Source organism: Fusobacterium ulcerans ATCC 49185 (assembly GCF_900683735.1).
In the GTDB taxonomy this organism is placed as follows: domain Bacteria; phylum Fusobacteriota; class Fusobacteriia; order Fusobacteriales; family Fusobacteriaceae; genus Fusobacterium_A; species Fusobacterium_A ulcerans_A.
Genome location: NZ_LR215979.1, coordinates 15147 through 38255, shown reverse-complemented (window position 1 = coordinate 38255; position 23109 = coordinate 15147). Strand labels below are relative to the sequence as shown.

21 protein-coding genes are annotated in these 23109 nt (G+C 31.2%); 4 read left to right on the top strand and 17 right to left on the bottom strand.

Annotation, left to right across the window (positions count from 1 at the left end; translation table 11 throughout):
- Window positions 1–46: 46 nt before the first annotated feature.
- From E0E45_RS00185 to E0E45_RS00160, 6 genes are all read right to left on the bottom strand, one after another.
- Window positions 47–718: a P-II family nitrogen regulator gene (locus E0E45_RS00185; protein ID WP_130889276.1), complete on the bottom strand. Its 672-nt coding sequence runs from the start codon at window positions 716–718 to the stop codon at window positions 47–49.
- Window positions 708–2201, bottom strand: coding sequence for a DUF1538 domain-containing protein (locus E0E45_RS00180; protein WP_130889275.1), 1494 nt, complete (start codon window positions 2199–2201; stop codon window positions 708–710). Before E0E45_RS00180 ends, E0E45_RS00185 begins: the two co-directional genes overlap by 11 nt.
- A 215-nt stretch (window positions 2202–2416) precedes the next feature.
- Window positions 2417–3787 carry a short-chain fatty acid transporter gene (locus E0E45_RS00175; RefSeq protein WP_130889274.1) on the bottom strand — a complete coding sequence of 457 codons (1371 nt, stop codon included), beginning with the start codon at window positions 3785–3787 and terminating at the stop codon, window positions 2417–2419.
- Between the two features lie 17 nt (window positions 3788–3804).
- Window positions 3805–4752: a 3-hydroxyacyl-CoA dehydrogenase family protein gene (locus E0E45_RS00170; RefSeq protein ID WP_130889273.1), complete on the bottom strand. Its 948-nt coding sequence runs from the start codon at window positions 4750–4752 to the stop codon at window positions 3805–3807.
- A gap of 2 nt (window positions 4753–4754) precedes the next feature.
- A complete protein-coding gene (locus E0E45_RS00165; protein WP_130889272.1) occupies window positions 4755–5585 on the bottom strand; it encodes a 3-keto-5-aminohexanoate cleavage protein in 831 nt (276 codons plus the stop codon).
- A gap of 239 nt (window positions 5586–5824) precedes the next feature.
- A complete protein-coding gene (locus tag E0E45_RS00160) occupies window positions 5825–7339 on the bottom strand; it encodes a sigma-54 interaction domain-containing protein (RefSeq protein WP_130889271.1) in 1515 nt (504 codons plus the stop codon).
- Window positions 7340–7541: 202 nt separating this feature from the next.
- On the opposite strand from E0E45_RS00160, the gene E0E45_RS00155 reads away from it, so the two are divergent.
- On the top strand, window positions 7542–8072 hold the full coding sequence (locus tag E0E45_RS00155; RefSeq protein ID WP_130889270.1) for a hypothetical protein: 531 nt from the start codon (window positions 7542–7544) through the stop codon (window positions 8070–8072).
- Window positions 8073–8118: 46 nt separating this feature from the next.
- On the opposite strand, the gene dgoD is transcribed toward E0E45_RS00155, so the two are convergent.
- The 9 genes from dgoD to E0E45_RS00110 form a co-directional block, all read right to left on the bottom strand.
- Window positions 8119–9270: a galactonate dehydratase gene (gene dgoD, locus E0E45_RS00150; RefSeq protein WP_130889269.1), complete on the bottom strand. Its 1152-nt coding sequence runs from the start codon at window positions 9268–9270 to the stop codon at window positions 8119–8121.
- A gap of 16 nt (window positions 9271–9286) precedes the next feature.
- Window positions 9287–10570 carry a TRAP transporter large permease gene (locus tag E0E45_RS00145; protein WP_130889268.1) on the bottom strand — a complete coding sequence of 428 codons (1284 nt, stop codon included), beginning with the start codon at window positions 10568–10570 and terminating at the stop codon, window positions 9287–9289.
- Window positions 10571–10572: 2 nt separating this feature from the next.
- Window positions 10573–11037 carry a TRAP transporter small permease gene (locus E0E45_RS00140; RefSeq protein WP_005949170.1) on the bottom strand — a complete coding sequence of 155 codons (465 nt, stop codon included), beginning with the start codon at window positions 11035–11037 and terminating at the stop codon, window positions 10573–10575.
- A gap of 24 nt (window positions 11038–11061) precedes the next feature.
- Window positions 11062–12033, bottom strand: coding sequence for a TRAP transporter substrate-binding protein (locus tag E0E45_RS00135; RefSeq protein WP_130889267.1), 972 nt, complete (start codon window positions 12031–12033; stop codon window positions 11062–11064).
- 20 nt (window positions 12034–12053) lie between these two features.
- Complete coding sequence (locus E0E45_RS00130; protein ID WP_130889266.1) at window positions 12054–12800, bottom strand: IclR family transcriptional regulator; 747 nt, start codon at window positions 12798–12800, stop codon at window positions 12054–12056.
- Window positions 12801–12811: 11 nt separating this feature from the next.
- Complete coding sequence (locus E0E45_RS00125; protein WP_130889265.1) at window positions 12812–13762, bottom strand: 2-dehydro-3-deoxygalactonokinase; 951 nt, start codon at window positions 13760–13762, stop codon at window positions 12812–12814.
- 16 nt (window positions 13763–13778) lie between these two features.
- Complete coding sequence (locus E0E45_RS00120) at window positions 13779–14417, bottom strand: bifunctional 4-hydroxy-2-oxoglutarate aldolase/2-dehydro-3-deoxy-phosphogluconate aldolase (protein WP_130889264.1); 639 nt, start codon at window positions 14415–14417, stop codon at window positions 13779–13781.
- A 246-nt stretch (window positions 14418–14663) separates the two neighbouring features.
- Window positions 14664–15032 (bottom strand): pyridoxamine 5'-phosphate oxidase family protein, encoded by a 369-nt coding sequence (locus E0E45_RS00115; protein ID WP_130889263.1) that lies wholly within the window; start codon window positions 15030–15032, stop codon window positions 14664–14666.
- Between the two features lie 249 nt (window positions 15033–15281).
- Window positions 15282–16637, bottom strand: coding sequence for an MATE family efflux transporter (locus tag E0E45_RS00110; protein WP_130889262.1), 1356 nt, complete (start codon window positions 16635–16637; stop codon window positions 15282–15284).
- Between the two features lie 316 nt (window positions 16638–16953).
- Between E0E45_RS00110 and E0E45_RS00105 the strand changes: the two genes are divergently transcribed.
- From E0E45_RS00105 to E0E45_RS00095, 3 genes are all read left to right on the top strand, one after another.
- Window positions 16954–17151, top strand: coding sequence for a cold-shock protein (locus E0E45_RS00105; protein WP_005949158.1), 198 nt, complete (start codon window positions 16954–16956; stop codon window positions 17149–17151).
- A gap of 147 nt (window positions 17152–17298) precedes the next feature.
- On the top strand, window positions 17299–19029 hold the full coding sequence (locus E0E45_RS00100) for an ABC transporter ATP-binding protein (RefSeq protein WP_130889261.1): 1731 nt from the start codon (window positions 17299–17301) through the stop codon (window positions 19027–19029).
- The gene (locus tag E0E45_RS00095) at window positions 19019–20755 is read left to right on the top strand and encodes an ABC transporter ATP-binding protein (RefSeq protein ID WP_130889260.1); all 1737 of its coding nucleotides are present in this window, start codon (window positions 19019–19021) and stop codon (window positions 20753–20755) included. Before E0E45_RS00100 ends, E0E45_RS00095 begins: the two co-directional genes overlap by 11 nt.
- A 137-nt stretch (window positions 20756–20892) precedes the next feature.
- Here the strand turns inward: E0E45_RS00095 and E0E45_RS00090 are convergent, their stop codons facing one another.
- Window positions 20893–21966: an iron-containing alcohol dehydrogenase family protein gene (locus E0E45_RS00090; RefSeq protein ID WP_130889259.1), complete on the bottom strand. Its 1074-nt coding sequence runs from the start codon at window positions 21964–21966 to the stop codon at window positions 20893–20895.
- Between the two features lie 18 nt (window positions 21967–21984).
- Window positions 21985–22989: a bile acid:sodium symporter family protein gene (locus E0E45_RS00085; RefSeq protein WP_130889258.1), complete on the bottom strand. Its 1005-nt coding sequence runs from the start codon at window positions 22987–22989 to the stop codon at window positions 21985–21987.
- Window positions 22990–23109: the final 120 nt, after the last annotated feature.

Sequence of the window (23109 nt, the reverse complement as noted above, 5' to 3'; positions counted from 1 at the left end):
GAGGCTGATCTTTTGACCAGCCTCATTTTTTTAATCTAAATAAATCTTAATACAGTCCACATGCTTTATTAACTTCCTGAACAAAAATAACCCCTCTTCCAGGTTCATCTATCTTTAAATCTTCCCTTACTGAAGAAACAATTTTTTCAGTGAGAGAACTCTGAGAAATAATCATTACAATCTCTTTTTCAGGCTCTATATCCATAGCAAAAAGTTTGCTTGTTTCCTGTATTCCTGATCCTCTTCCATTGATAATTGTAGCTCCTCTTGAACCTGCCTTATTTGCAGCCTCAACCACATGTTCCCCATTACCTTTTTCAACTATGACAATTATAAGATTATACATAGATTTTTCTACACCTCTACTTTCTTCTGGATTATAATTAACTTCTTTCAGCCCTCTAGCTCCTATTGCTTCTTTTACAGGAACAGTAAATGCAACTCCCTTATTGGGTTTATCAAAAGAAAACTTTTTATTCAGCTCTTCCATTGTTGAATAAAGTATCTTCCTTTCTCCTACCATTAATATAATCTCTTTTCTAGATTCATTAATTGCAAGAAATTCCAAAAATGAATTTCTTATCGTCCCTTTTCCTAGACAAATTGTACTTCCTGTAATCCCAAACTTCTTTGCATATTTAATTATTTTGCTTCCTAGTCCATAATTAACTATTATATACATCAATTCAAGTTCTATATCTATAAAATCACTCTGCATTTTTCAGATTTTCCCCCTTTTTTAAGTTCATTCCAAAAATGAAACCTAGTATCTGTAGTGTTATTATTGGCGTCATAGCTACTGTAGCAATCATTCCAAAGCCATCAGTGAGTATATTCGCTCCCTCTATTGCTTCAGCTGCCCCCTGTGTAAAAGCCAGAATAAAAGTTGTAGTCATTGGTCCAGTGGCTACCCCTCCCGCATCAAAGGCGATTCCCACAAACAATTTAGGAATAAAATACATCATAGAAAGACTTATAATATACCCTGGGAGAAGATAATGCCACAGCTGTATTCCTGGTACAATAATTCTTATCATTGATAATGCTACAGCAGCTCCTACTCCTATTGACAGAGCAAGTAAAATAGCTTTTCTTTTTACATATCCGCTGGTTACATTTTCAATTTGATAAGTAAGAACATATACTGCTGGTTCTGCCAGAATTGTTACAAATCCAAGAATAAAAGCTATAACAACTATATATGATTTGTTATCATAAGATGCCAGAGTGTATCCTATAATTCCTCCAACATCCATAAATCCTGTATTAACTCCTACAAGAAACAAAAATAATCCAATAAAAGCATAAATAAATCCTTTTACCATCTTTGCAACATTTCTGTTGCTCATTTTAAAATATACCTTTTGGAAAAAAAGAAATATAATGAGGAGAGGTAAAATAGTTAAAAATCCTTCTTTAAATAGAGTTGGTATATTTTCTATAAAAGGTTCAAGTATAGATTTTGATTCAGTTATATTAAATTCCAGCTTTGCTGTAAAATCTCTAGTCCCTGAAAAAATACTCAGTATCATAACTGACATTATTGCTCCTACTGATGCTATTGCTACCAGTCCGAAACTATCCATTTCTGAAGCCTTACTGTCTTTTTTCATTGTAGATACACCTAGTGCTAATGCTAGAATAAAAGGTACAGCTAAAATCCCTGTAGTTGCTCCAGAAGCATCAAAAGCAATTGTTAAAAATTCTATTGGGGTAAACAATGCCAATATGAATACTAAAATATATAGTACAGTAAGAACTTTATATAAAGGTGTATTTGTTACTATTCTAACAAACCCCATTGCCAACATAAGTGCCAGTCCTATTGATACAATGCTTAGTATACTCAAGCTTGATATCTGCCCAGATGTCACTATATCCACCTGATCAGCCAAAATAATCAATCCTGGTTCAGCAATTGAGATAAAAAATCCTACAATCAGCCCCCCAACAACTACAATCCACATTTTATTTGATTTTGCAAGAGTGGCTCCCACCTGACTCCCCAGAGGTGTAATAGCAATATCTACTCCTATCAAAAACACTGAAAGTCCAATAATTATTAAAATCGCCCCAATTATAAATCTAATAATCAAGGGTACCCCTAGAGGTGTCAGCGTAAAATTTAATATTATCACAATAATTGTAATTGGTAATATAGAAGAGAAAGCTTCTTTAAATTTCTCAGTATAAATATTCAATCTACCATCTTCCTTTCTTAAGTAATCATTAATTTTTATAAATAATTAATCTAGCTAAAAATTTAAATAAAAAACTTACTCCTTTTGTTTCACATTTAATAGCCTTATTCTAACACATTTTCATTATTCCCCAAAGGAAATAAATATAAAAAGCAGTTTCCTTTAAAATTAATCGAAAAGAAAACTGCTTCATATTTACTTTTTATTCAACTTATTTATACTAACATAGGTATTACATAAAGTCCAATTGTTGTAATTACTAACCAGAATACCCAAATAAATGCCATGAACCCCCATACATCCTTTAGTTTCATTCCCACAACAGACAATGCAGGAATAACATATAGAGGCTGTAGTAAATTAGTTGCCTCATCTCCATATACAAAAGCATTTATTACATATAGCATATTAGCATCTACCTGCTTTGCAGCATCTACTAATAATGGACCTTGAACTATCCACTGCCCTCCTTGGGAAGGAATAAATAAGTTTGTTACAGACGCTGATATATATGCCCAAACCGGCATAGTAGAAGCATTAGCAACATTTATGATTGCTGCAACTACAACAGCTCCAAATCCTGAGTCCATCATCATTCCTGCTATTCCTCCATAAAATGGAAACTGAATTATTATCTCAGTAGTTAAAAACATATTTTCTTTATATGCTTCAACAAATTTTCTCGGAGTATTATACAGAAAACAATTTAATGTAATAAACAGAAATATAATAAAGTTTACACTTAAAGCTCCTAGAAACCCTTTTGTTATAAATGTATTTCCTAAAACTAAGATTCCAGATATTCCTATAAGATACATTATTATTCTGCTGCCATTTAATTTATCAGCAACTGTTTCATTTTCTTCTATTTCTTCATTAATTTCTTCATCATCTAAAGCAGTTTTAAATTCTACAATCTCTTCTTTTGGAGGAACTGTAAAAATACTTAACAACACAGTAAATACTGCCATGATTACAAATAAAGCCACATTTACACTGTTATATACAGTATCTGCCTGTGTCAATATCCCTATCTCATTTTCAAGAAAATGCCCCTTTGTTGCAACAAGAGCATAAACAGATGCACTTGGTCCTAAGCACTGCCCTAAAATCATAGTGGAATATCCTGCTGCAATCATCATAGGAAAATGCAGTCCTTTTATCTGTTTTGAAAGCTGCATAGCTAAAATAGGAGTAACCACTGTACAAAAAGCCCAATTAACAAAACTAGAAACATATCCAAATCCCATCAAAAGTATCATAGCTCCCATTGGTGTTTTTGGTACACTTGCAATCCATCTCAATACTTTTTTCACCTGCTTGGATTTTGCACACACAGCACATGTGACTACCATAAATGCCATCTGGAATGCAAAAGTCATTTGAGTCCACAATCCATTATACCAGTGTATAACCATCTTTACAGGACCAGTCTTTGTAAAAATTATTCCTAAAACAAAAACTATAAAAGTAAGTATCAAACAAAATACAAATGAGTCAGGAATCAATTTATCAGCTGCAAATTGAAATTTTTTACTCAATCTCCACAAAAACGTTCCTTTATTTGCTGATTTAGAATTTTCCATATCTTATCCCCCTAATTTTATTCTTCATAGTTTTTTGATGTTTTCAGCTGTATAATCAATTTTTTATTGAATTTATTTTTAATATCATTTATTTTTTCTTTAGGATATTTGAAAAAACCTTCTCCTGATTTCATTCCCAATTTATTTTCAAGCACCTTTTTCCTCAATAATGGATTTGCTTCTTTTCTATTATCCATAACACTCAACAAATTATCTCCCACAGTACACCAAATATCTAATCCTCCTATATCAGCTATTTCCAATTGACCAGATGTTGCATATCTGAATGCTGGTCCAAATTTCAATGCCTTATCAATATCCTCTGGCTCTGCTACTCCCATCTCTATCAATGAAAATACTTCTCTGGCTATTGCCTGTTGTATACGGTTAGCAACTAATCCAGGTACATCCTTTAAAATCTTTACAGTCTGTTTTCCAGAATTATAATAAAGTTTTTCCACTTCTTTATATATTTCTTCAGGCATATTTCCAAAAAATGACAGTTCTGCAATAGGCATTAAATGAGCTGGATTATACCAGTGGCATACCATTATCCTTTTCTTTCTGTCCTCACTTATATCTTGGCTCATCTCATTTAATTTCAAACTTGATGTATTACTTGCAAAGATTGCTCCTTTTTTGCAGTATTCATCTAACTGTTTAAACAATACCTGTTTTAATTCAATTCTTTCTGGAACTGCTTCTATTACATAATCAGCATCTTTTACTGCTTCTTTTAAATCAGAAAACATCTCTATATTTTTTAATGTTTTTTGAATATCATCTTTTTTTATAAAATCATTTTCCAGTAAAAATAAAAGTTCATCTTCTATAACTTTCTTTGCATTTTCTCTTATTTCTGCATTAGTTTCGTATAAACTTACATTATATCCATGCAGAGCAAAAACTTCTGCTATTCCATGCCCCATTGTTCCAGCACCTATCACTGAAATATTCTTTATCATAATTACTCAACTCCATTTTTCAAACCTAAAATCTCTCTAGCTTCAGCTGGAGTTGCTACTTCATTCATAGAATTTTTAATCAGTCTGGCTGCTCTTTCTACAAGCTGAGCATTTGAAACAGCTAATTCTCCTGGTCCATAATATACATTATCCTCCATTCCTACACGCACATGTCCTCCCATGGCAATAGCTGTCATTAGAATAGGTATATGTCCTCTTCCAATTCCCAATGCTGACCAAGTACTTCCCTCTGGTATTAAACTTTTTAAATAAACCAAATTTTCAACAGTTGCAGCTGTTCCCCCTGCAGCTCCCAATACAAATTGATAATGTACTGGTTCTTTTAAAACTCCTTTCTTTATATAATACAATGAATTGTATATCATTCCCGCATCAAAAATTTCAATTTCTGGTTTGACATTATTTTCCTGCATTGTATATCCTAATTCTTCTAAAAATTTAGGATGATTGATAAATAAACTATTATGCATCCAGTTCATAGAACCACAGTCATAAGAAGCAAGATCAGGTTTTATTGATTTTAAATGTGCCTGTCTAGTTTCATCAGTGGCATTTAAATCCCCTGAAGTTGTTAGATTAATAACTATATCACATCTTTCTTTTATAAGTTTAACTGTTTCTTCAAATTTCTTAGTATCCATAGTTCCTTTCCCCATATCATCTCTCATATGAAGATGCGCTACAGAAGCTCCTGCCTTATAACACTCATATACATCATTTGCAATTTCTTCAGGTGTTAAAGGTATATTGGGATTATCTTTTTTAGATGGCCAAGCTCCTGTTGGAGCTACTGTTATTATTATTTTACTCATATTAATTCACCCTCCATTTATATTTTATTGTTAGTACAAATTAATAAAGCAAATTCTATGCCATCTTTTCTCAAATTAAGAAACTATGATTTATTCAAAGTTTATAAAAAAGTGCATTTTTATTATAGATGATTATTTTCATCATTTTATTTTAAAAATATGAAATTTTATACTTTTAACTCTAAAATAAAGAAAAACAGGTCAGATGAATTTTTTCATCTGACCTATTCCAAATTTCATCACTCATACTCTTTCAGTCTAAGAATATCTATTTCCAAACTTTTACATTTTTTAACTACTGTTGATTGATCAATTCCTAAATGCTTAGCCGCTTTTCTTGTTGACCCAAAGTTTTTTAAAGCTTTGCTTATCATCCTTTTCTCCAGATAAGATACTGCTTTTTTCAAATCATAATCACTTACTTCCATAAAGAAATCATCACTATCTATCATTGGAGCTACTTCTCTCACAGTAATTATTCCTGTTGTATTTATTACTACCATTCTTTCAAGAAAATTTTCTAATTCTCTGATATTTCCAGGCCATTTATATTTTACAAGAAGCTCTATAGCCTCTTTATCTATTTTGGTATTTTTATTATATTTTTTATTGAATATATTTAAAAATTCAAATATTAGTTCTGGTATATCTTCTTTTCTTTTTCTTAAAGGCTCTATATCTATTGGAACTACATTCAATCTATAGAACAAGTCTTCCCTAAATTTTCCATTTTTTATCTGCTCTTTTAAATTTTGGTTAGTAGAAGCTATAATCCTTATATTTAGTTTTATAGGCTGTGTTCCTCCCAGTTTCATAATTTCTTTCTGCTGTAGCACTCTTAGAAGCTTAGTCTGTAATTTTATAGGCATATCTCCTATTTCATCCAATAGAATAGTCCCTTCATTTGCCAATTCAAACATTCCTATTTTTCCACTTTTCTTAGAATCTGTGAATGCTCCCCCTTCATATCCAAACAATTCCGCTTCTAATAATTCACTTGGAATAGCAGCACAATTCACTTTAATAAAAGGCTTGTCTTTCCTAAAACTTTTATAAAAAATCTCATCTGCTACTAATTCCTTCCCTGTTCCCGATTCTCCAGTTATCAAAACTGTTACATCTGTTGGAGCTATTGTATTTATCAAAGTAAATATAGAATTCATTTTTTCGCTTTTATATACAAGTTTTCTATTGGACATTTGCCTGCTTCTTAAAAATTTTATCTCCTCATCTACTTTCAAAGAGGTTTTTTTCAATTTTTCAATCTTATTCTCCAGTTCCTTTAATTCACTTATATCCCTGTTGTTTATAACAACAAGTTCCACATTTCCATATTTATCAAATATCGGACTCCCAGTTACCAACACATCTTTATCCAGCTTGACTATTTTTCCAATATTATTGATTCGTTTTTTTTCCTTTATTACATCTAAAGTTACTGCTCCTTTATAAATATCTCCCTTTGCCAAGATATCTCTTACATTTTTTCCAATTATCTCTTCTTTAGTTATTCCAGTTATCCTTGTATAAGCTTCATTTATAAAGAGAGTTTTCCCTTCTCCATCAGAAATATAAATACCATCAAAAAGGTTATCTGCTATCTCTTTAAAATCAAAGTAATTACTAAGAAATTTCTGATATTCTCTGCAGATAAAATCATATTTTTCTTTTACTGTTTCATCTTTTTCCATAGCTTTTAAAAATACTTTTTCTATATCCTTCCATATTTTTTCTAAACTATCTCTCTCCCTCATATCAGTTTCCCCCTGATTTATTCATATTACCTCTAATTTTACTTGATTTATCCCCCAATTTTATTGTCTTAACCTTATTAATTATGATACCATATTTATTTCTCTTTTTTGTATTTTTTATTTTAAAATTTTCTAAAAAAGCCATAATTTTATGCTATAATCTTCATAGATGATTATATAAAAATTTAAGGAGGATATTCCCTTGAAACTGAATAAAGTTCCCAGACTTCTATACACTATTATCTGTATTATTTTCTTAACTGGGTGCTCTTCTATCACAGAAAAAATGCTTGTCTTTCATGTTGAGAGATCTCTTAACCCTGTGATAATTCCATACAGGTCTACTGAAAAAGAAATGAGGGAATTCTTTGGAAAACCTGATTTCGTTATTTCCAAAAAAAATAGATTCTATGGCATAACTTACCACAATGGAAGCTATTACTTAAAAAATACTGAAGAACACAAAGAAATATTAAAAAAACTTCTGCCTGAAAAAATATTGAAAAAAGAAGATGAACTGGAAGAAACTATTCTTACAATATATTTTGATCCTGTTGACAGGATAGTATCAAAATATAGTATAAGAAAATATATGGCTCCTCCAGAGTATGACCCTAATGCTCTTACTCCAGAAGAAAAAGAGGAAATAGAAGCAAAAGAAAAAAAGCTGAGAGATGAGTTTCGTGATCTGTCACCTTTAGAAGTTTTGAATAAAATAATACTGGATATATAAAGATAAATGCAAAAAGATAGGTGAAAATCCACCTATCTTTTTCTTTTTACCATTCAGCAAATGATCCATCTTTATGTCTCCATATAGGATTTTTCCAGTTATGAGGAACTTTTGAAAGTTCTCTTACAAGTTCTTCATTAACATCTACTCCTAATCCTGCTTTTGAGCAAATATTTACATATCCTTCTGTAAATTTAAAATCTTCTTTATTTTTTACATAGTCTAAAACATCCTTACCTTTATTATAGTGTATACCCATACTTTGTTCTTGAATTACAGCATTATATGTTGTAGCATCTAAATGAAGACAAGCAGCAAGTGCTATTGGCCCTAATGGACAATGTGGAGCTACTGCTATATCATATGCCTCTGCCATTGAAGCAATCTTTTTAACTTCTGTAATTCCTCCAGCATGTGATAAATCTGGCTGTATTATATCTACATATCCACTAGATAATATATCTTTAAAATCCCATCTTGAGAATAGTCTTTCTCCTGTTGCTATTGGAATAGAAGTAGCATTGGCAATATCTCTAAAAGATTTTTTATTCTCACATAAAACTGGTTCTTCAATAAACATTAAGTCATATTCTTCCAATTTCTTAGCTAATATTTTAGCCATTGGTTTATGTACTCTTCCATGAAAATCTACAGCAATACCAAAATATTTTCCAGTTGCCTTTCTTATAGCAGCTACTCTTTCTAATACAGCATCTATTTTTTCATATGAATCAATAAATTGTAATTCCTCTGTAGCATTCATTTTTATTGCTGTAAATCCTTGTTCCTGCTTTTCTTTAGCTGCTGCTGCTACATCATTGGGCCTATCTCCACCTATCCAAGAATAAACCTTCATTTTATCTCTGCATTTTCCACCCATTAATTCATACACTGGCTGATTTAAATATTTTCCTTTTATATCCCAAAGGGCTTGATCTATTCCAGCAAGGGCACTCATCATAATAGCTCCTCCTCTATAAAATCCCCCTCTGTATAATACATTCCAGTGATCTTCTATTGCCAGTGGATTTTTTCCGATCATATAGTTATCCATTAATTCTTTTACTGCACCTTTTACAGTACTTGCTCTTCCCTCTACTACTGGTTCTCCCCATCCAACTAATCCTGTGTCAGTTTCTATCTTTAAAAATAGCCATCTTGGTGGGATTTCAAATAATTCATACTTTGTTATTTCCATTTTCTATTTCATCTCCTTAAAAAAACAGTCTAGGCAAACACATTACAATATCTGGGAATATCAACAGTACCATTTGTGCAAAAGTCATTGCAGCCAAGAATGGCAGTATCCTCTTAGAAAGCTCTACTATTGAACAATTCGATATTCCTTGTGCAACAAATAGATTTACTCCAACTGGTGGTGTTAAGAATCCTATCTGTGCTGAAATTATAAAGATTATTCCAAAATGTATTGGATCTACTCCTAAGTTTTTCAAAATAGGAAGAAACATTGGTGTAAAAATTAAAATTTGTGCTTCTATTGCCATAAAAGTTCCAGCTACAAATGCTAAAGCTATAAACATTAGATATATTACATATACATTATTTGTTAATCTCAATATTTCTTTTGCAAACTCCTGTGGAATTTGTGCCATTGTTAAATATCTTGCAAATGCAATTGCAAACCCTAAAATTATTACTACAGTAGATGTTGTCAAAGCTGCTTGTGCTACTATACCAGGTACTTGTGAGAATTTTAACTCCTTATGAACAAATATACTTATTACTAAAGCATAAACAACTGCTACAATTGCAGATTCAGTTGCTGTGAATATTCCACTATAAATTCCTCCAAGAATTATAAAAGGAATCAGCATTGACCACTTAGCATCCCAAACTGCTTTAAGAAAATCTTTACCTGATAATCTTTCAACTTTTTTACTTCTGTAATTATTCTTTTTAGCTATTATATACACTGTAACTATCAGACATACTGTCAAAAGTGCTCCTGGTACAAATCCTGCAAGAAATAATTCCCCTATTGACACCTCTGCTGTAATTGCATATATTATCATTGTAACTGATGGAGGAACCAATACTCCCATAGAACCAGAAGCTGCTGTTAAAGCTCCTGCAAATGCTGTATCATATCCTTCTTCCTTCATAGCTGGAATCATCATTGCTCCAATAGCTGCAACTGTTGCTGGAGAAGATCCTGAAATAGCAGCAAAGAAGAAACAAGCTATAACTGTTATTATTCCCAACCCTCCATAAACATTTCCTACTAATGAAGTGGCAAGCTTTATCAGCCTATTAGATATTCCCCCTTTTTCCATTATCAGTCCTGCAAGGATAAACATTGGTATAGCTAGAAATGTATAACTATCCAATCCTGTAAAAACTGTTTTGGCTACAAATTCTACACTTATTCCACTAATAAACAATCCTACCAACCCAGAAATACCTATACAGTATGCAATAGGAATTCCTATAAATATGGCAATTATAAATACCATCATCATTATCATAAATATCTGCATTTTTATTCTTTCCCTCCTTTGATTTCAGCAATCAAAACTTGGAAAGCTCTGCAAGCTCCAAATAAGAAAGTCAGTGGAATTATTCCATAAACTAAATACATAGGTAGCCCCAAAGCAGGAGATAACTGCTCCATCTCATATGTTGTCATCGAAATTTTCAATCCTGCATATCCTACTAACAATAACAACCAAATCATTACTATATCATTAAATATAAAAATATATTTTTTTATTTTGCTCTTTACATAAATATCTATCAATTCCACTCTAACATGTTTTTTTCTTTTCAGAGCCAATGAAGCTCCAGTATAGACCATTAAGATAAATAAATATCTGCTTAATTCCTCTGTCCATGATAAAGAAAAATTGAGAACAAATCTGAATAATATTTGCAGCACTCCCATAAGTACAAGCAACAACATTGCTCCAGTTATTACATAGTACTCAAATTCTTTTCTTTCGCCCATCTTTATCTCCTATTCATCAAAAATTTATTTTGTTGCTTCTTTAAGTTTTTTATACATATCTTTATTGATTTTATCTCCTTCTTTTTCTAATATTGGAGCTACTATCTCTTTTATTTTTGTTTTAAACTCTTCAGAAGGTTCTACAAATACTAACCCTGTTTTTGCCATTTCTTCTCTTGCTGTTTCATCATCTTTTGCCACTGATTCTGCCATATAAGCTATAGCTATATCAGCAGATTCCTGCATTATAGTTTGTTGTTCTGGTGTCAATGAATCATAGAAATTTTTTCCCACTACTAGTACAACCCAGCTGTAAACATGCCCTGTCATTGTTCCATATTTTTGAACTTCAGAAATTTTTTGAGAATAAATATTCATCATTGGATTTTCTTGTCCATCAACAACTCCTTGTTGAAGAGCAGAGAATAATTCACTGAAAGGCATTGGTGTAGGATTTGCTCCTAAAGCTCTAAATACTCTCAAGTGTAAAGGATTTTGCATTGTTCTGATTTTTAATCCTTTGAAATCTTCTAAAGTTTTTATTTCTCTTGCATTATTTGTTACATGTCTAAAACCAAAAGGTCCAAAACCTAATCCCACATATCCTGCTTTTTCTAATTTCTTTAATAATTCCTGTCCCCATTCACCATTACATACTTCCATGGCTTTTTCCTGACTATCAAATATGAAAGGGAAAGATAAAAACTGAAATTCTTTTACAAATGTTCCTAATACTGCTGGATCAGGCAGATTCATATGTGCTGCTCCAAATTTTATTTGTTCAAGAACTTCCTGATCAACCCCTATTTGATTCGATGGATAAAGTTCTACTCTTATCTCTTTGTTTGTTTTTTCTTCAAGATTTTTCTTAAAAAGCTCCATTCCTTTATATTCAAAATGTGATTCTGGAACCCCCAGCCCTACTCTCATAACTTTTTCAGCATATCCCAATGTTGACAAAACAATAAACATACATACCATTAAAAATCTTTTCATCTTCACTCCTCCTAATTTCTTTAATTTAAAATTTCTGATATCTTCTCTGCTGTGTCTTTTATTTTCTTCCCTCTTCTTTTTGTTTCCTCTTCATCTATTGTTGTATATAAACCAGCTAAACTTATCGCTCCAAATATTTTTCCATCCTGATATATTGGAGCTGCTACACAGGAAACTTCCACATCTCCTTCTCTGTAGTCTATTGAATATCCTCTTCTTTTAGTCTTCAGAATATCTTCCTTCAATTTTTCAGAATCAACTATTGTATAGTTAGTTTTTGGTTCTAATTTAGTTCTGGCAATATATTCATCTAAATCTTTTTCAGAATAAGTTGATAAGATAGCCTTTCCAAGTCCTGTATAGTACAATGATTTTCTGCTTCCTAATACTGCCGTAGTCCTTACAGTCTTTGAGCTTTCCATTTTTGAAAGATACAATACATCATCTTCATCTTTTAACCCAAAGAATAATGTATCATTAAATTCATCAACTAATTCCTTTAAAAATGGTGTTACTATATCCAGAACCTCTCTTTTTCCTCTCATTTTTAATGAAAGTTCAAATATTTTATTTCCAAGTTGGTATAGTTTCAAACTTTCATCAGAGCAATAAAGATATTTTTTGGAAACTAGAGCTTTTACTATATCATCTACAGAGCTTCTTGGAATTTCCAGCTCTTTTGAAAGCTGTGTTATTGTCATTCCATTTTTTGAGTTAGAAATTTTTTCAAGTATTTCCATTGTTTTCAAAGTCGACTTATTCAACATAATATCCCACCTTACTTTTTACTTTCTTCCCAGATTTTTAATGCTCCCCTCGTTGCCAGTTCACAGGATATAATTACCTGAATATCATTGTCTAAGTTCATATCTGAAAGAAGTTCAAACAATCCCTTGGCAATTATATTTCCACCTGCTATTATTATTTTTTTATATTTTGTTAAATATCCATTCTTTTCTAAAGAAGCTATATCCTCACTTAAAACCAATCCTAAAAGATAGTTTGACTTCTCATTTATTGTAAGCTTTTGTGATAAATCAAGTCCTCTCAACATAAACGAACCTTGATTTATTCCATATTTTCTACCTGCCTTGTTCCCCAAAGACAAATATTTTTTTTCTATTTTATCAGCAAATTTTTCATCTACAGAAGTTTTTAATATAGTGTATTTTGTCATTACATCATAGATTTCTCCACTCATAGTTGTAAGAAGATCAACTATATTTCCATCAGATATCTCTATAAATTTATTATGTGATCCTGGAAGAATTACAAGTACTGGCTCTTCTACTTTTATCTCTTCAAGTATTCCAAATACTTCTACCTCTTCTCCCCTTATTACATCTATACTTTTTAGATGTTCATCTTTAAAATATTCTTTCTCTACTTTTATTCCTGTTATCAAGTATATTTCAAATTCAAAGAATTTAACTTTTTTTATATTCTTCGAAAATTTCTCTAAAGATACTGGAACATGTAAATGCTCAATTTCCATTAATCCTAAAGATGATGTTATCATTCCAGAAGCAATTACACATTCAATTTCTTCTTTTTCTATTCTATTCTCTCTTATACATTCTTTTAGAAGCTTGTATAGTTCATTTTCAAATTTTTCTTTTCCAATTTTCACTCCATAATTTTCTTTTCTTTCAAAAATTATATTTTTTCCTTCTACAATTCTGATTCTTAAATTAGAAGTTCCTGCATCAATTGTTACTATTTTTTTCATTCTCACCATTTCCTTGCTAAAAACTTTCAGCAGCTTTTTTTATAGCAATTATATTTTCTCTTAATTCATCAAATTTTTCTGCTTTTATAAGTTTGTTATCTACTAGAGAACTTCCTATACCAAGACAGCTGAATCCTGCTTTTAGGAACTCAGAAACGTTGTTTCTGTTAACTCCTCCCACTGCCATACATTCAAGATCATTAATTGGTCCTCTCAAAGATTTTAAATAAGAGAATGGTATTTCTCCTGCTGGGAATAATTTTAAAATCTTGCAGCAGCTGTATTTTTTAGCTTTCATAGCTTCTGAAGCTGTGAAAAAACCACATACACAAAACATTCCAATTCTTTCTGCTTCCTTTAGTATTTCTTCATCTAGATTAGGTGTAAGTATAAATTTAGCACCATTTTTTGCTGCAAAATCTAACCCCTTTAACGTTACTACTGTTCCTGCTCCTATTATAAAATCATTAGAATATTTTCTATTCACTATTTCAAATTGTTTTTCTACATCTTTACTATTCAAAGTTATTTCAAGTATTTTTATTCCCTCTTCTTTTAAAATATCTAATGTATCTTCAAATTTTTCTAAAGGAACGTCTCTTAATATTGCTACTATTTTTTCTTCCCTTAATGTTTTTAATAATTCTTCATACAATTTTATTACACCTCCTTTTTTATACCGTAAATACGTTTAATTGATGTATATACATTATCTTCTTGGTATAAATATATAACATTTTTTATTTTATGTCAATAAAAAATACATAAAATTCTAAAAAAGTTTCTTTTGTATATTTTTAAACGTATTTACGTTATAAAAACCGGAATATTGTCATCTGATAGAACTTTTTTTACAAAAAAAAACAGAGAATAAATCTCTGCCTCTATTTTTAGGTATTATTTAAATTGTTTGTCTTATATTTTTGGGAGTTATTTCCAATACTCTTGTTAAAAATGGGAATTTTTCTTTCATCATATCATATTCTTTTCCTGAATCAAGAAAAGTAGCTGTTCCTTCTACTACAAATCCAGTTCCCATTCCTATTTTACCTTGAACATCAGGACTTCCTAATGTTATTATAACCTGATTATTTATTTTTATATTTTTTTCAGTTTTATGCAGCCAAGCAGCTGGAATTAAAATTTTATTATCCACTATTTGTAAATACTTATTCCATGTATTAGAAACATGAACCGAATTATCTGCCCATGTTGTAATAGATACTACACCATTATGAGATAAAACATCAATAAAAACATCAATAAACATATTTATGCCTCCTAATTCTTTAGTTTGTATTTTATTATTGTTATGATATTGTTTACGATTTATATATCATTATTCCTTTTCTTATCAAAACTTATATTTTATCTCAGCAAAAAACAGAGATTTTACTCTCTGTCTTTCAATTTCCTATTTCATTCCTTTGAACATTATAAACTTTATTATTTTCTTTTAAATAAATTTTAATTATTTTTTCATAAAAAAATCTCATAACTACAAAATATTTTTTCTATCTTACCTTATTAAATTCTTTATCCACTTTCCTGAACGAAGTCTTGGAATAGTAGCTGCTACTTTAAATGGTTCCTCTAGACATACCATAAGGTACACAAAGATTATTGGGAATTTAAAATATACTGCTCCTAAAAATGACAATGGAACTCCAATACACCATACAGCTATAAGTTCTGTCATTATAGCATAAAGAACATCTCCTCCTCCACGAAGCACACCAATAATCTGTACTATTCCAAAAAATCTCAATGGAAGAGCTGCTGCCATTATTCTAAGTACAATTATTACATTGTGATAAGTCTCTGGAGTTATCTTAAAAAGCATTGCTATCAATGGAGCTACTGCAAAGAATACTGCTCCTATGATTACTCCAATCATTACTCCAAAAACTGATATTTTCAAAGCATCTTGTTTTGCTTCCTCTTCAAGTCCAGCTCCAATCTTATTTCCTATTAATATAGCAGAAGCTGATGCTATTCCTATTCCAAATATATTAAATACATTATTTATAGTATTTGCTATCTGCATAGTTGCAGTAGCATTTGTTCCCAATTTTGAATAGGCTACAAAATATGCTGTTATTCCTCCTATCCACATTACATCATTAAAAATAACTGGTGTAGCTGTTTTGAAAAACTTTATTACAAGAGAAAAATCAAAATCTAAAAGCTGTGATAGACTTCCTGCTACTATATTCTTGTTCTTATATATGATAAAAAGAATAAAAGAAAGTTCCATACATCTTGATACAGTTGTTCCCAGAGCTGCTCCTGCAACTCCCATAGCAGGTGCACCAAATTTTCCAAATATGAATATATAGTTAAGTATTCCATTGAACATAAGCCCTACAAGGCTTCCATACATTGGTACTTTAGTCTGTCCTATACTCCTAAGCGATGCTGCAAAAGCCAAAGATACAGTAGTAAAAATATAACTTAGAGCCACTACTCTTAAATAATCTCTTCCTAAGGATATTACTACTGCCTCTTTAGTAAATATACTCATTATCTTATCTGGAATAAAAAAGGCTGCCAAAGCAAAAAATATTGTTGCTCCCATTCCAAATACAAGAGATATTCCTAAAAATTTATGTATACTTGATATATCTTTTTTCCCCCAAAACTGTGACATAAATATTCCAGCTCCCAGAGTTATTCCCATTATAGAGTAATAATACACCATATAGAATTGATTTGATATTCCCACTGCAGCTATTTCATTTTCTCCCAAACTTCCTATCATAAGATTGTCCAAAAGATTTAATGAAGCTGTTACTAAACTTTGTAATATTATTGGAACTGCTAGTACCAGCAAAGTTTTTATGAATCTTTTATCTAGTTTCAATTTATCCAGCATTAATTTTCCTCCTAAAAAAATAAAAGCAGATGGGTTATCAGCCGCCCACCTGCTTTTTTCTTTATTTAACCTTATATATTATACTATTTTGCCTGCTATATGTCAATTTTAAAAATAAAGCTATACATTTTATAAAAAATAGTGTATAATATTTCTTGTAGTGATAAAAGATTTATGAGTTTTGAGGTTTTAATATTTAAAGGTCTTTCAAGAAGTATCTTCCTAAGTATTAAATTTATACCTGATAGTTTGTCATAACTATTGCCAAAATATCACAAGTTATATCATTAAAAAATTATATTTATGGAGGAAACAAATGAAAGGTACAGTTAAATGGTTTAACCAAGAAAAAGGATTTGGATTTATTACTGGTGAGGATGGAAAAGATATATTCGCTCACTTCTCTCAAATCCAAAAAGATGGATTCAAAACTTTAAATGAAAATGAAGAAGTTACTTATGATGTAATTGAAGGTCAAAAAGGACCTCAAGCAGCTAACATCAAAACTAAATAATTGATTTAGAATTGAATTTAATCGGAACTAAGGAAACTTAGTTCCTTTTTTTATATCCTAAAATTTTGATTATGAAAGTATTTGTTTCTTACAGTTTTTATGGTAAAATTATAAATGGAAAATATACATAAACATTTAGGAGGAATGATGTTCAAAATTTTTAAACCTTTCATACCTAAAGCTATATTAGCCTCACTCTTCAAAATGGGGGAAGCCTTCTGTGATTTATCTCTTCCTCTAATAATGGCTAAAATAATAGATATAGGTGTTTCTAACAAAGATTTAACATATATTACTAAAATGGGTGGAACCATGGTAGCCATTGCATTGGGAGGATATATATGTTCTATCTTCTGTAATTACTTTTCTGTTCACACAACTCAAAACTTTGGAGCATCTCTCAGAGATAAAGTATTTACTAAAATACAAAGCTTCAATTTTGTACATCTTAATAAATTTACACAGGCATCTCTTATTACAAGAATGACTAAAGATGTAGATCAAATTATGAATATGTTTCTTATGTGTATAAGAATGGTGCTGAGAGGTCTTGTAACAGGTATAGGAGCCGTAATTATGGCTGTAACCATCAATCCTGTTCTGGCTGTGATTTTTATCTTCATAGTTCCTACTATTGTTGGAACTACTATGTACTATATGAAAAAATCTTTTGGTATATATGCTGAAGTACAGAAAAAACTTGATAATCTCACATTGGTAATGAGGGAAAATCTTACTGGAATAAGAGTTATTCGTGCTCTTTCAAAAGAAAAAATTGAAGCTGAAAGATTTAAAGAAAAGAATGATGACCTTAAATTAAAAACAATTGAAGCTGATAATCTAATGGCAAGCAAGCTTCCATTTATTACTCTTGTAATGAATATTGGAGTGGTAGCTGTATTATGGTTTGGAGGTCTCAGAGTAAATTATGGAAAAATGCACCTTGGAGAAGTTGTTGCATTTATAAATTACCTTAATATGCTTCTGTTCTCTATGAATGCACTTTCTTTCCTATTTACACTGTATAGCAGAACTGCTATATCATACCGAAGAGTAAAAGAAGTTCTTTTTGAAGATGTAATTAATATGTCTGAAGAAGAATTTGAAAGAATATTCACTGATACTGTTATTGAATTTAAAAACGTTTCATTTTCTTATGATAACACTGATAACTATATACTTGAAAATGTAAATCTAAAGATAAAAAAAGGTGAAAATATTGGAATAATTGGAGGTATAGGTTCTGGAAAAACTTCCCTTATAGCTCTTATTCCTAAATTCTATGAAGTGACTAAAGGTGAAGTTCTCATAGATGGTATAAATGTCAATAAATACAAAGAAAAAGAATTAAGAGATAAAATTGGTATAGTAATGCAGAAGTCATTCCTTTTCTCCCAAAGTATAGAACAAAATATCAAATGGGGAAATGAAAAAGCCTCTGAAGAAGCTGTTAAAAATGTTATCTCTATTGTTCAAGGCAAAGATTTTGTTGAGAAACTTCCTGAACAGTATAAAACTGAAGTAACCAAAGGAGGAACTAATTTCTCTGGAGGACAAAAGCAAAGACTTTCTATAGCTAGAACATTAATTAAAGAACCAGAAATTCTCATATTTGATGACAGCTTTAGTGCTTTGGACTTTATTACAGAATATAATCTAAAAAATGAGCTTAAAAATTATCTGAAAAATACTACTATCCTTACTATTTCTCAAAGAGTTGCCTCTCTTATGAAAATGGACAAAATCATAGTTATGGACAATGGAAAAGTAGTAGGATTTGATTCTCATGCTGCTCTTGCTGAAAATTGTGAAGTATATAGAGAGATATGTGAATCACAAGAAATATGTATACCAGGGGGGTCATATTGTGAAGTATAGTTTATTTAGAAAATTACTCCCTTATTTAAAAAAATATAAAGCTGAATTTATTTTTCTGATTTTCCTTGCAATCATAGGAAACCTTCTTACTTTAATTGGACCTTATCTAGTAGGAAAAGGGATAAATCAGATACATTTCCAGATGAATAAAAGTGATTTTCTACAGCTTGGAAAAATGTCTGTACTACTTCTTTTTTCATATGTAACTGGTGCAGTTCTTACTTTGATACAGAATATAAAAATGAATATAATATCTCAGGATATTGTAAATAAGATGAGAAAAGATGGGATAGAAAAAATACATAAATTCCCATTAAAATATTTTGATGGTATCTCTCAAGGAAATATCATCAGTATAATGATAAATGATATAGATAATATCAGTGGTTCTCTTTCACAAATAGGGACAAGAGTTATAGTAAATATACTTACTATATTTACAGCCCTTGGAATAATGCTGTATATCAGTCCTTCTCTTACTTTGATTCAGCTTCTGCTGGTATCTTTCACAGGAGTGTTTCTAAAGAAGATAACAGAAAAAAGCCGTGAAAAAAGAAGAGTGCAGCAGAGATATCTTGGAAAATTAAGTGGTTATATTGATGAGATTCTTACAGGGCAGGCAGAAGTAAAATCTTTCTCATATGAAGAGAGAGCTGTTGAAACTTTTAGAAACCTAAATTCATCTTATAAGGAAAATGCAATAAAATCAATTTTCCTTGCAGGATTTAACTTTCCTACACTTAACTTTATAGGAAATCTTGGGTATTCTCTTATTATTCTTATTGGTGCTATATTTATGCTTCAAGGGAAAATAACTCTTGGAGGACTTTCAAGTTTTGTTATTTACTCAAAACTTTTTAACAGACCAATAGCAAGTATATCTGAAGCATACAGCATTATTCAGACTGTTCTGGTAAGTGCTGAGAGATTCTTTCAGTTTATGGAGCAGGACGAAGATTTAGACCCTGGTAAAAAAAATATTAATCTTGATTCCTTAAAAGGAAATATTGAATTTAGAAATGTAGACTTCGCCTATAATGAGGAAACTCCTGTACTTAAAAATCTTTCATTTAAAACTGGAAATGGAGAAGTAATTGCCATAGTAGGACCTACTGGTGGAGGAAAGACTACCATTGTAAATCTTTTAATGAGATTTTATGATATAACATCTGGAGAGATACTTCTGGATGGAATAAATATAGAAGAATACAAGAAAAGTGAAATAAGAAAACTCTTTGGTATGGTACTGCAAGACAGCTGGCTCTTTACAGGAACCATCAAAGATAATATAAGTTATGGAAATACTGATATTTCATTTGATAAAGTTATAGAAAGTGCAAAACTTGCCTGTGCCCATGACTTTATAATGAAATTCCCTGATGGATATAACACTATGATAACTGAAGATAATATGATTCTTTCCCAAGGGCAGAAACAGCTTATTACAATAGCAAGGATCATTGCCTCTGATCCTAAGTTCCTTATTCTTGACGAAGCTACCAGTGGAGTTGATACAAGAACTGAAATAAGACTGCAGAAAGCTATTGCCAACCTTATCAAAGGAAGAACAAGCTTCATAATTGCTCACAGACTTTCTACTATTAAAAATGCTGATCTTATCCTTGTCTTAAAAGATGGAAAGATAGCTGAACAGGGAACACATAATGAATTGATGAATCAAAATGGATTTTATTTTAATCTATATAGTACTCAATATGCTTTATAGAAAAGAGAGTGAATCAAAGAGCTGAAAACTTCTAAAATTATGTTTTCCCTCATGATTCACTCTCCTTTATTCTCTATAATCTAAAACTATTACATATATTAATTTACGTTTATTCATTGATTAATCTTTTCATTTTATTATCCAACATATCTCTCTAGTCTATCCACTGCATCTGCCAGTTTATCCTTTGTGATATCCATAGCAGCTACCTTTACATCATTTACTTCAGAAGCTTTCTGCAATACCCCTTCCATCTCTTCCCTTGTCACTCCAAAATCTTTATAAGATGTAGGAAGTCCTATCTCTTGATAGAATGGGAGCAGTTTATCTATTTCTTTAGTATCATTATCCAGCATTAACTGTACCAACACTCCATATGATACAATTTCCCCATGAAGATGATTATGTTCTACCTTTGCCATAGTAGAGAATCCATAACACATTGCATGGGCTACACAACTGTTATAATCATTAATAACATGATTAGATACAAGTCCTGTATTTACAATAATGGACAGAACAGTTTCCTCAAGATCATCAGATACTTTGTTTTCCCTGCAGTCTGCCAATGCCTTTGAACCATATTCTACCAATGGTTCCTGACAAAGCTTAGACAGTGTCACTCCTAAAGCATTAGGGTGATCCAGTTTTCTTCCTCTTGATGAAAACTCAGGTTCATATCCTTTAGCAAGAGTATCTCCTATTCCAGCCCATAAATATTTATCTGGTGCTTCTGCTATGATTTTTGTATTAATAAAAGTATGTTCAGCTGGAGCATTTCTCCAGTACAGTCCTTCAAATACTCCATCTACAGTATAAATGGCACATACTGATGTAACAGCTGCACAAGTAGATGAGATAGTAGGAAATACAAACAGAGGTTTATTCAAATCTCCAGTAAGAACTTTACATGTGTCTATTGCTTTTCCTCCACCAAAAGCAAAGACCATATTTGCCTCATGAACAACTTTCATCTCTTTTAATTTTTCCACATTGGCATATGCAGCCTCCCCTCCATACCACAATGTATCCACTACTTCCAAATCACTTCCTGCCATCAATTCTTTTACCAGATGACTTGCTTTTTCCAAAGCAGTTTTTCCTCCAATAAATACAACCTTTTTCCCATAATTTGAACAGACTTTTACAACTTCATCATATGCTGAATCTCCAATACTATAATTTGGCAAAAATACATTTCTATTTGACATTTTTCTTATCTCCTTCTTTTATTTATTCATCATAGTGATATTAGCTGCTGATTTGATTCTTCTTCTGAAAAAATTGAATGACATATTTCCTGAAAATACATTAGCTAGCAGAGAACCAGATACCTGATGTACTACAGTTGCCACTGCTGCTGGCAATGCACATAAAGGATTCGCAAATTGTGCTGCCAATCCTACTGCCAGTCCAGAATTCTGCAATCCAACTTCAATAGAAAGTGCTTTTTTCTTAGAATCATCCATTTTAGCAAACATTCCAATAACATATCCTAAAATAAACCCAAACCAATTATGAAGACATACTGCCATAATAAGAACAGCTCCAGAATTAATAAGATTCATTTTGTTAGGTGCTACACACAGTCCCACAATCATTACAATACACATAATTGGAATAATTACCAGTACTTTAGATACTTTATGTACCTTTTCTCCAAATACTTTATGGACTGCCATTCCCAAGAAGATAGGAACAATGACAACTTTTACAATATCAAGAAGCATAGCATACATATTGATTTCTACCCATTGACCTGCTAAAAAATATGTAAGAGCTGGTGTTAAAAGAGGTGCTGCCAATGTTGATACAGTAGTCATTCCAATAGAAAGAGCTACATCACCTTTAGCAAGGTAAGTCATAACATTACTTGCAGTTCCTCCTGGACAAGTTCCTAAAAGAACCAGCCCTACTGCTAATTCAGGGGGAAGTCTTAATGTTTTTGCCAAAAAGTAAGCCATAAAAGGCATTACAGTAAATTGAGCAAGACATCCAATGAATACATCTTTAGGTCTTGTTACAATTACCTTGAAATCTTTTTCATTAAGAGTAAGCCCCATAACAAACATAATAGATCCCAGCCCTACTGTAACCAAAGACTGTCCAAAAACTCTTGTTCTTCCCAATGTAATAAATGCCTGTGGCAATGCCATAGCCGCCACTACCATAAGTAAAACCAAAACAATAAAATATTTCCCTAAAAAGTCACTCAGTTTATTTAATAATTTCATTTTATATCTCCTTATTTGTCTCTATTAAATTTCCGCTTTAAATATCCAATCGCCATTTTGTCCGCCTCTGATCTTTTTATCCGATCTGTTATGTACTTCTTCATTTTATTTCCCCTTCCA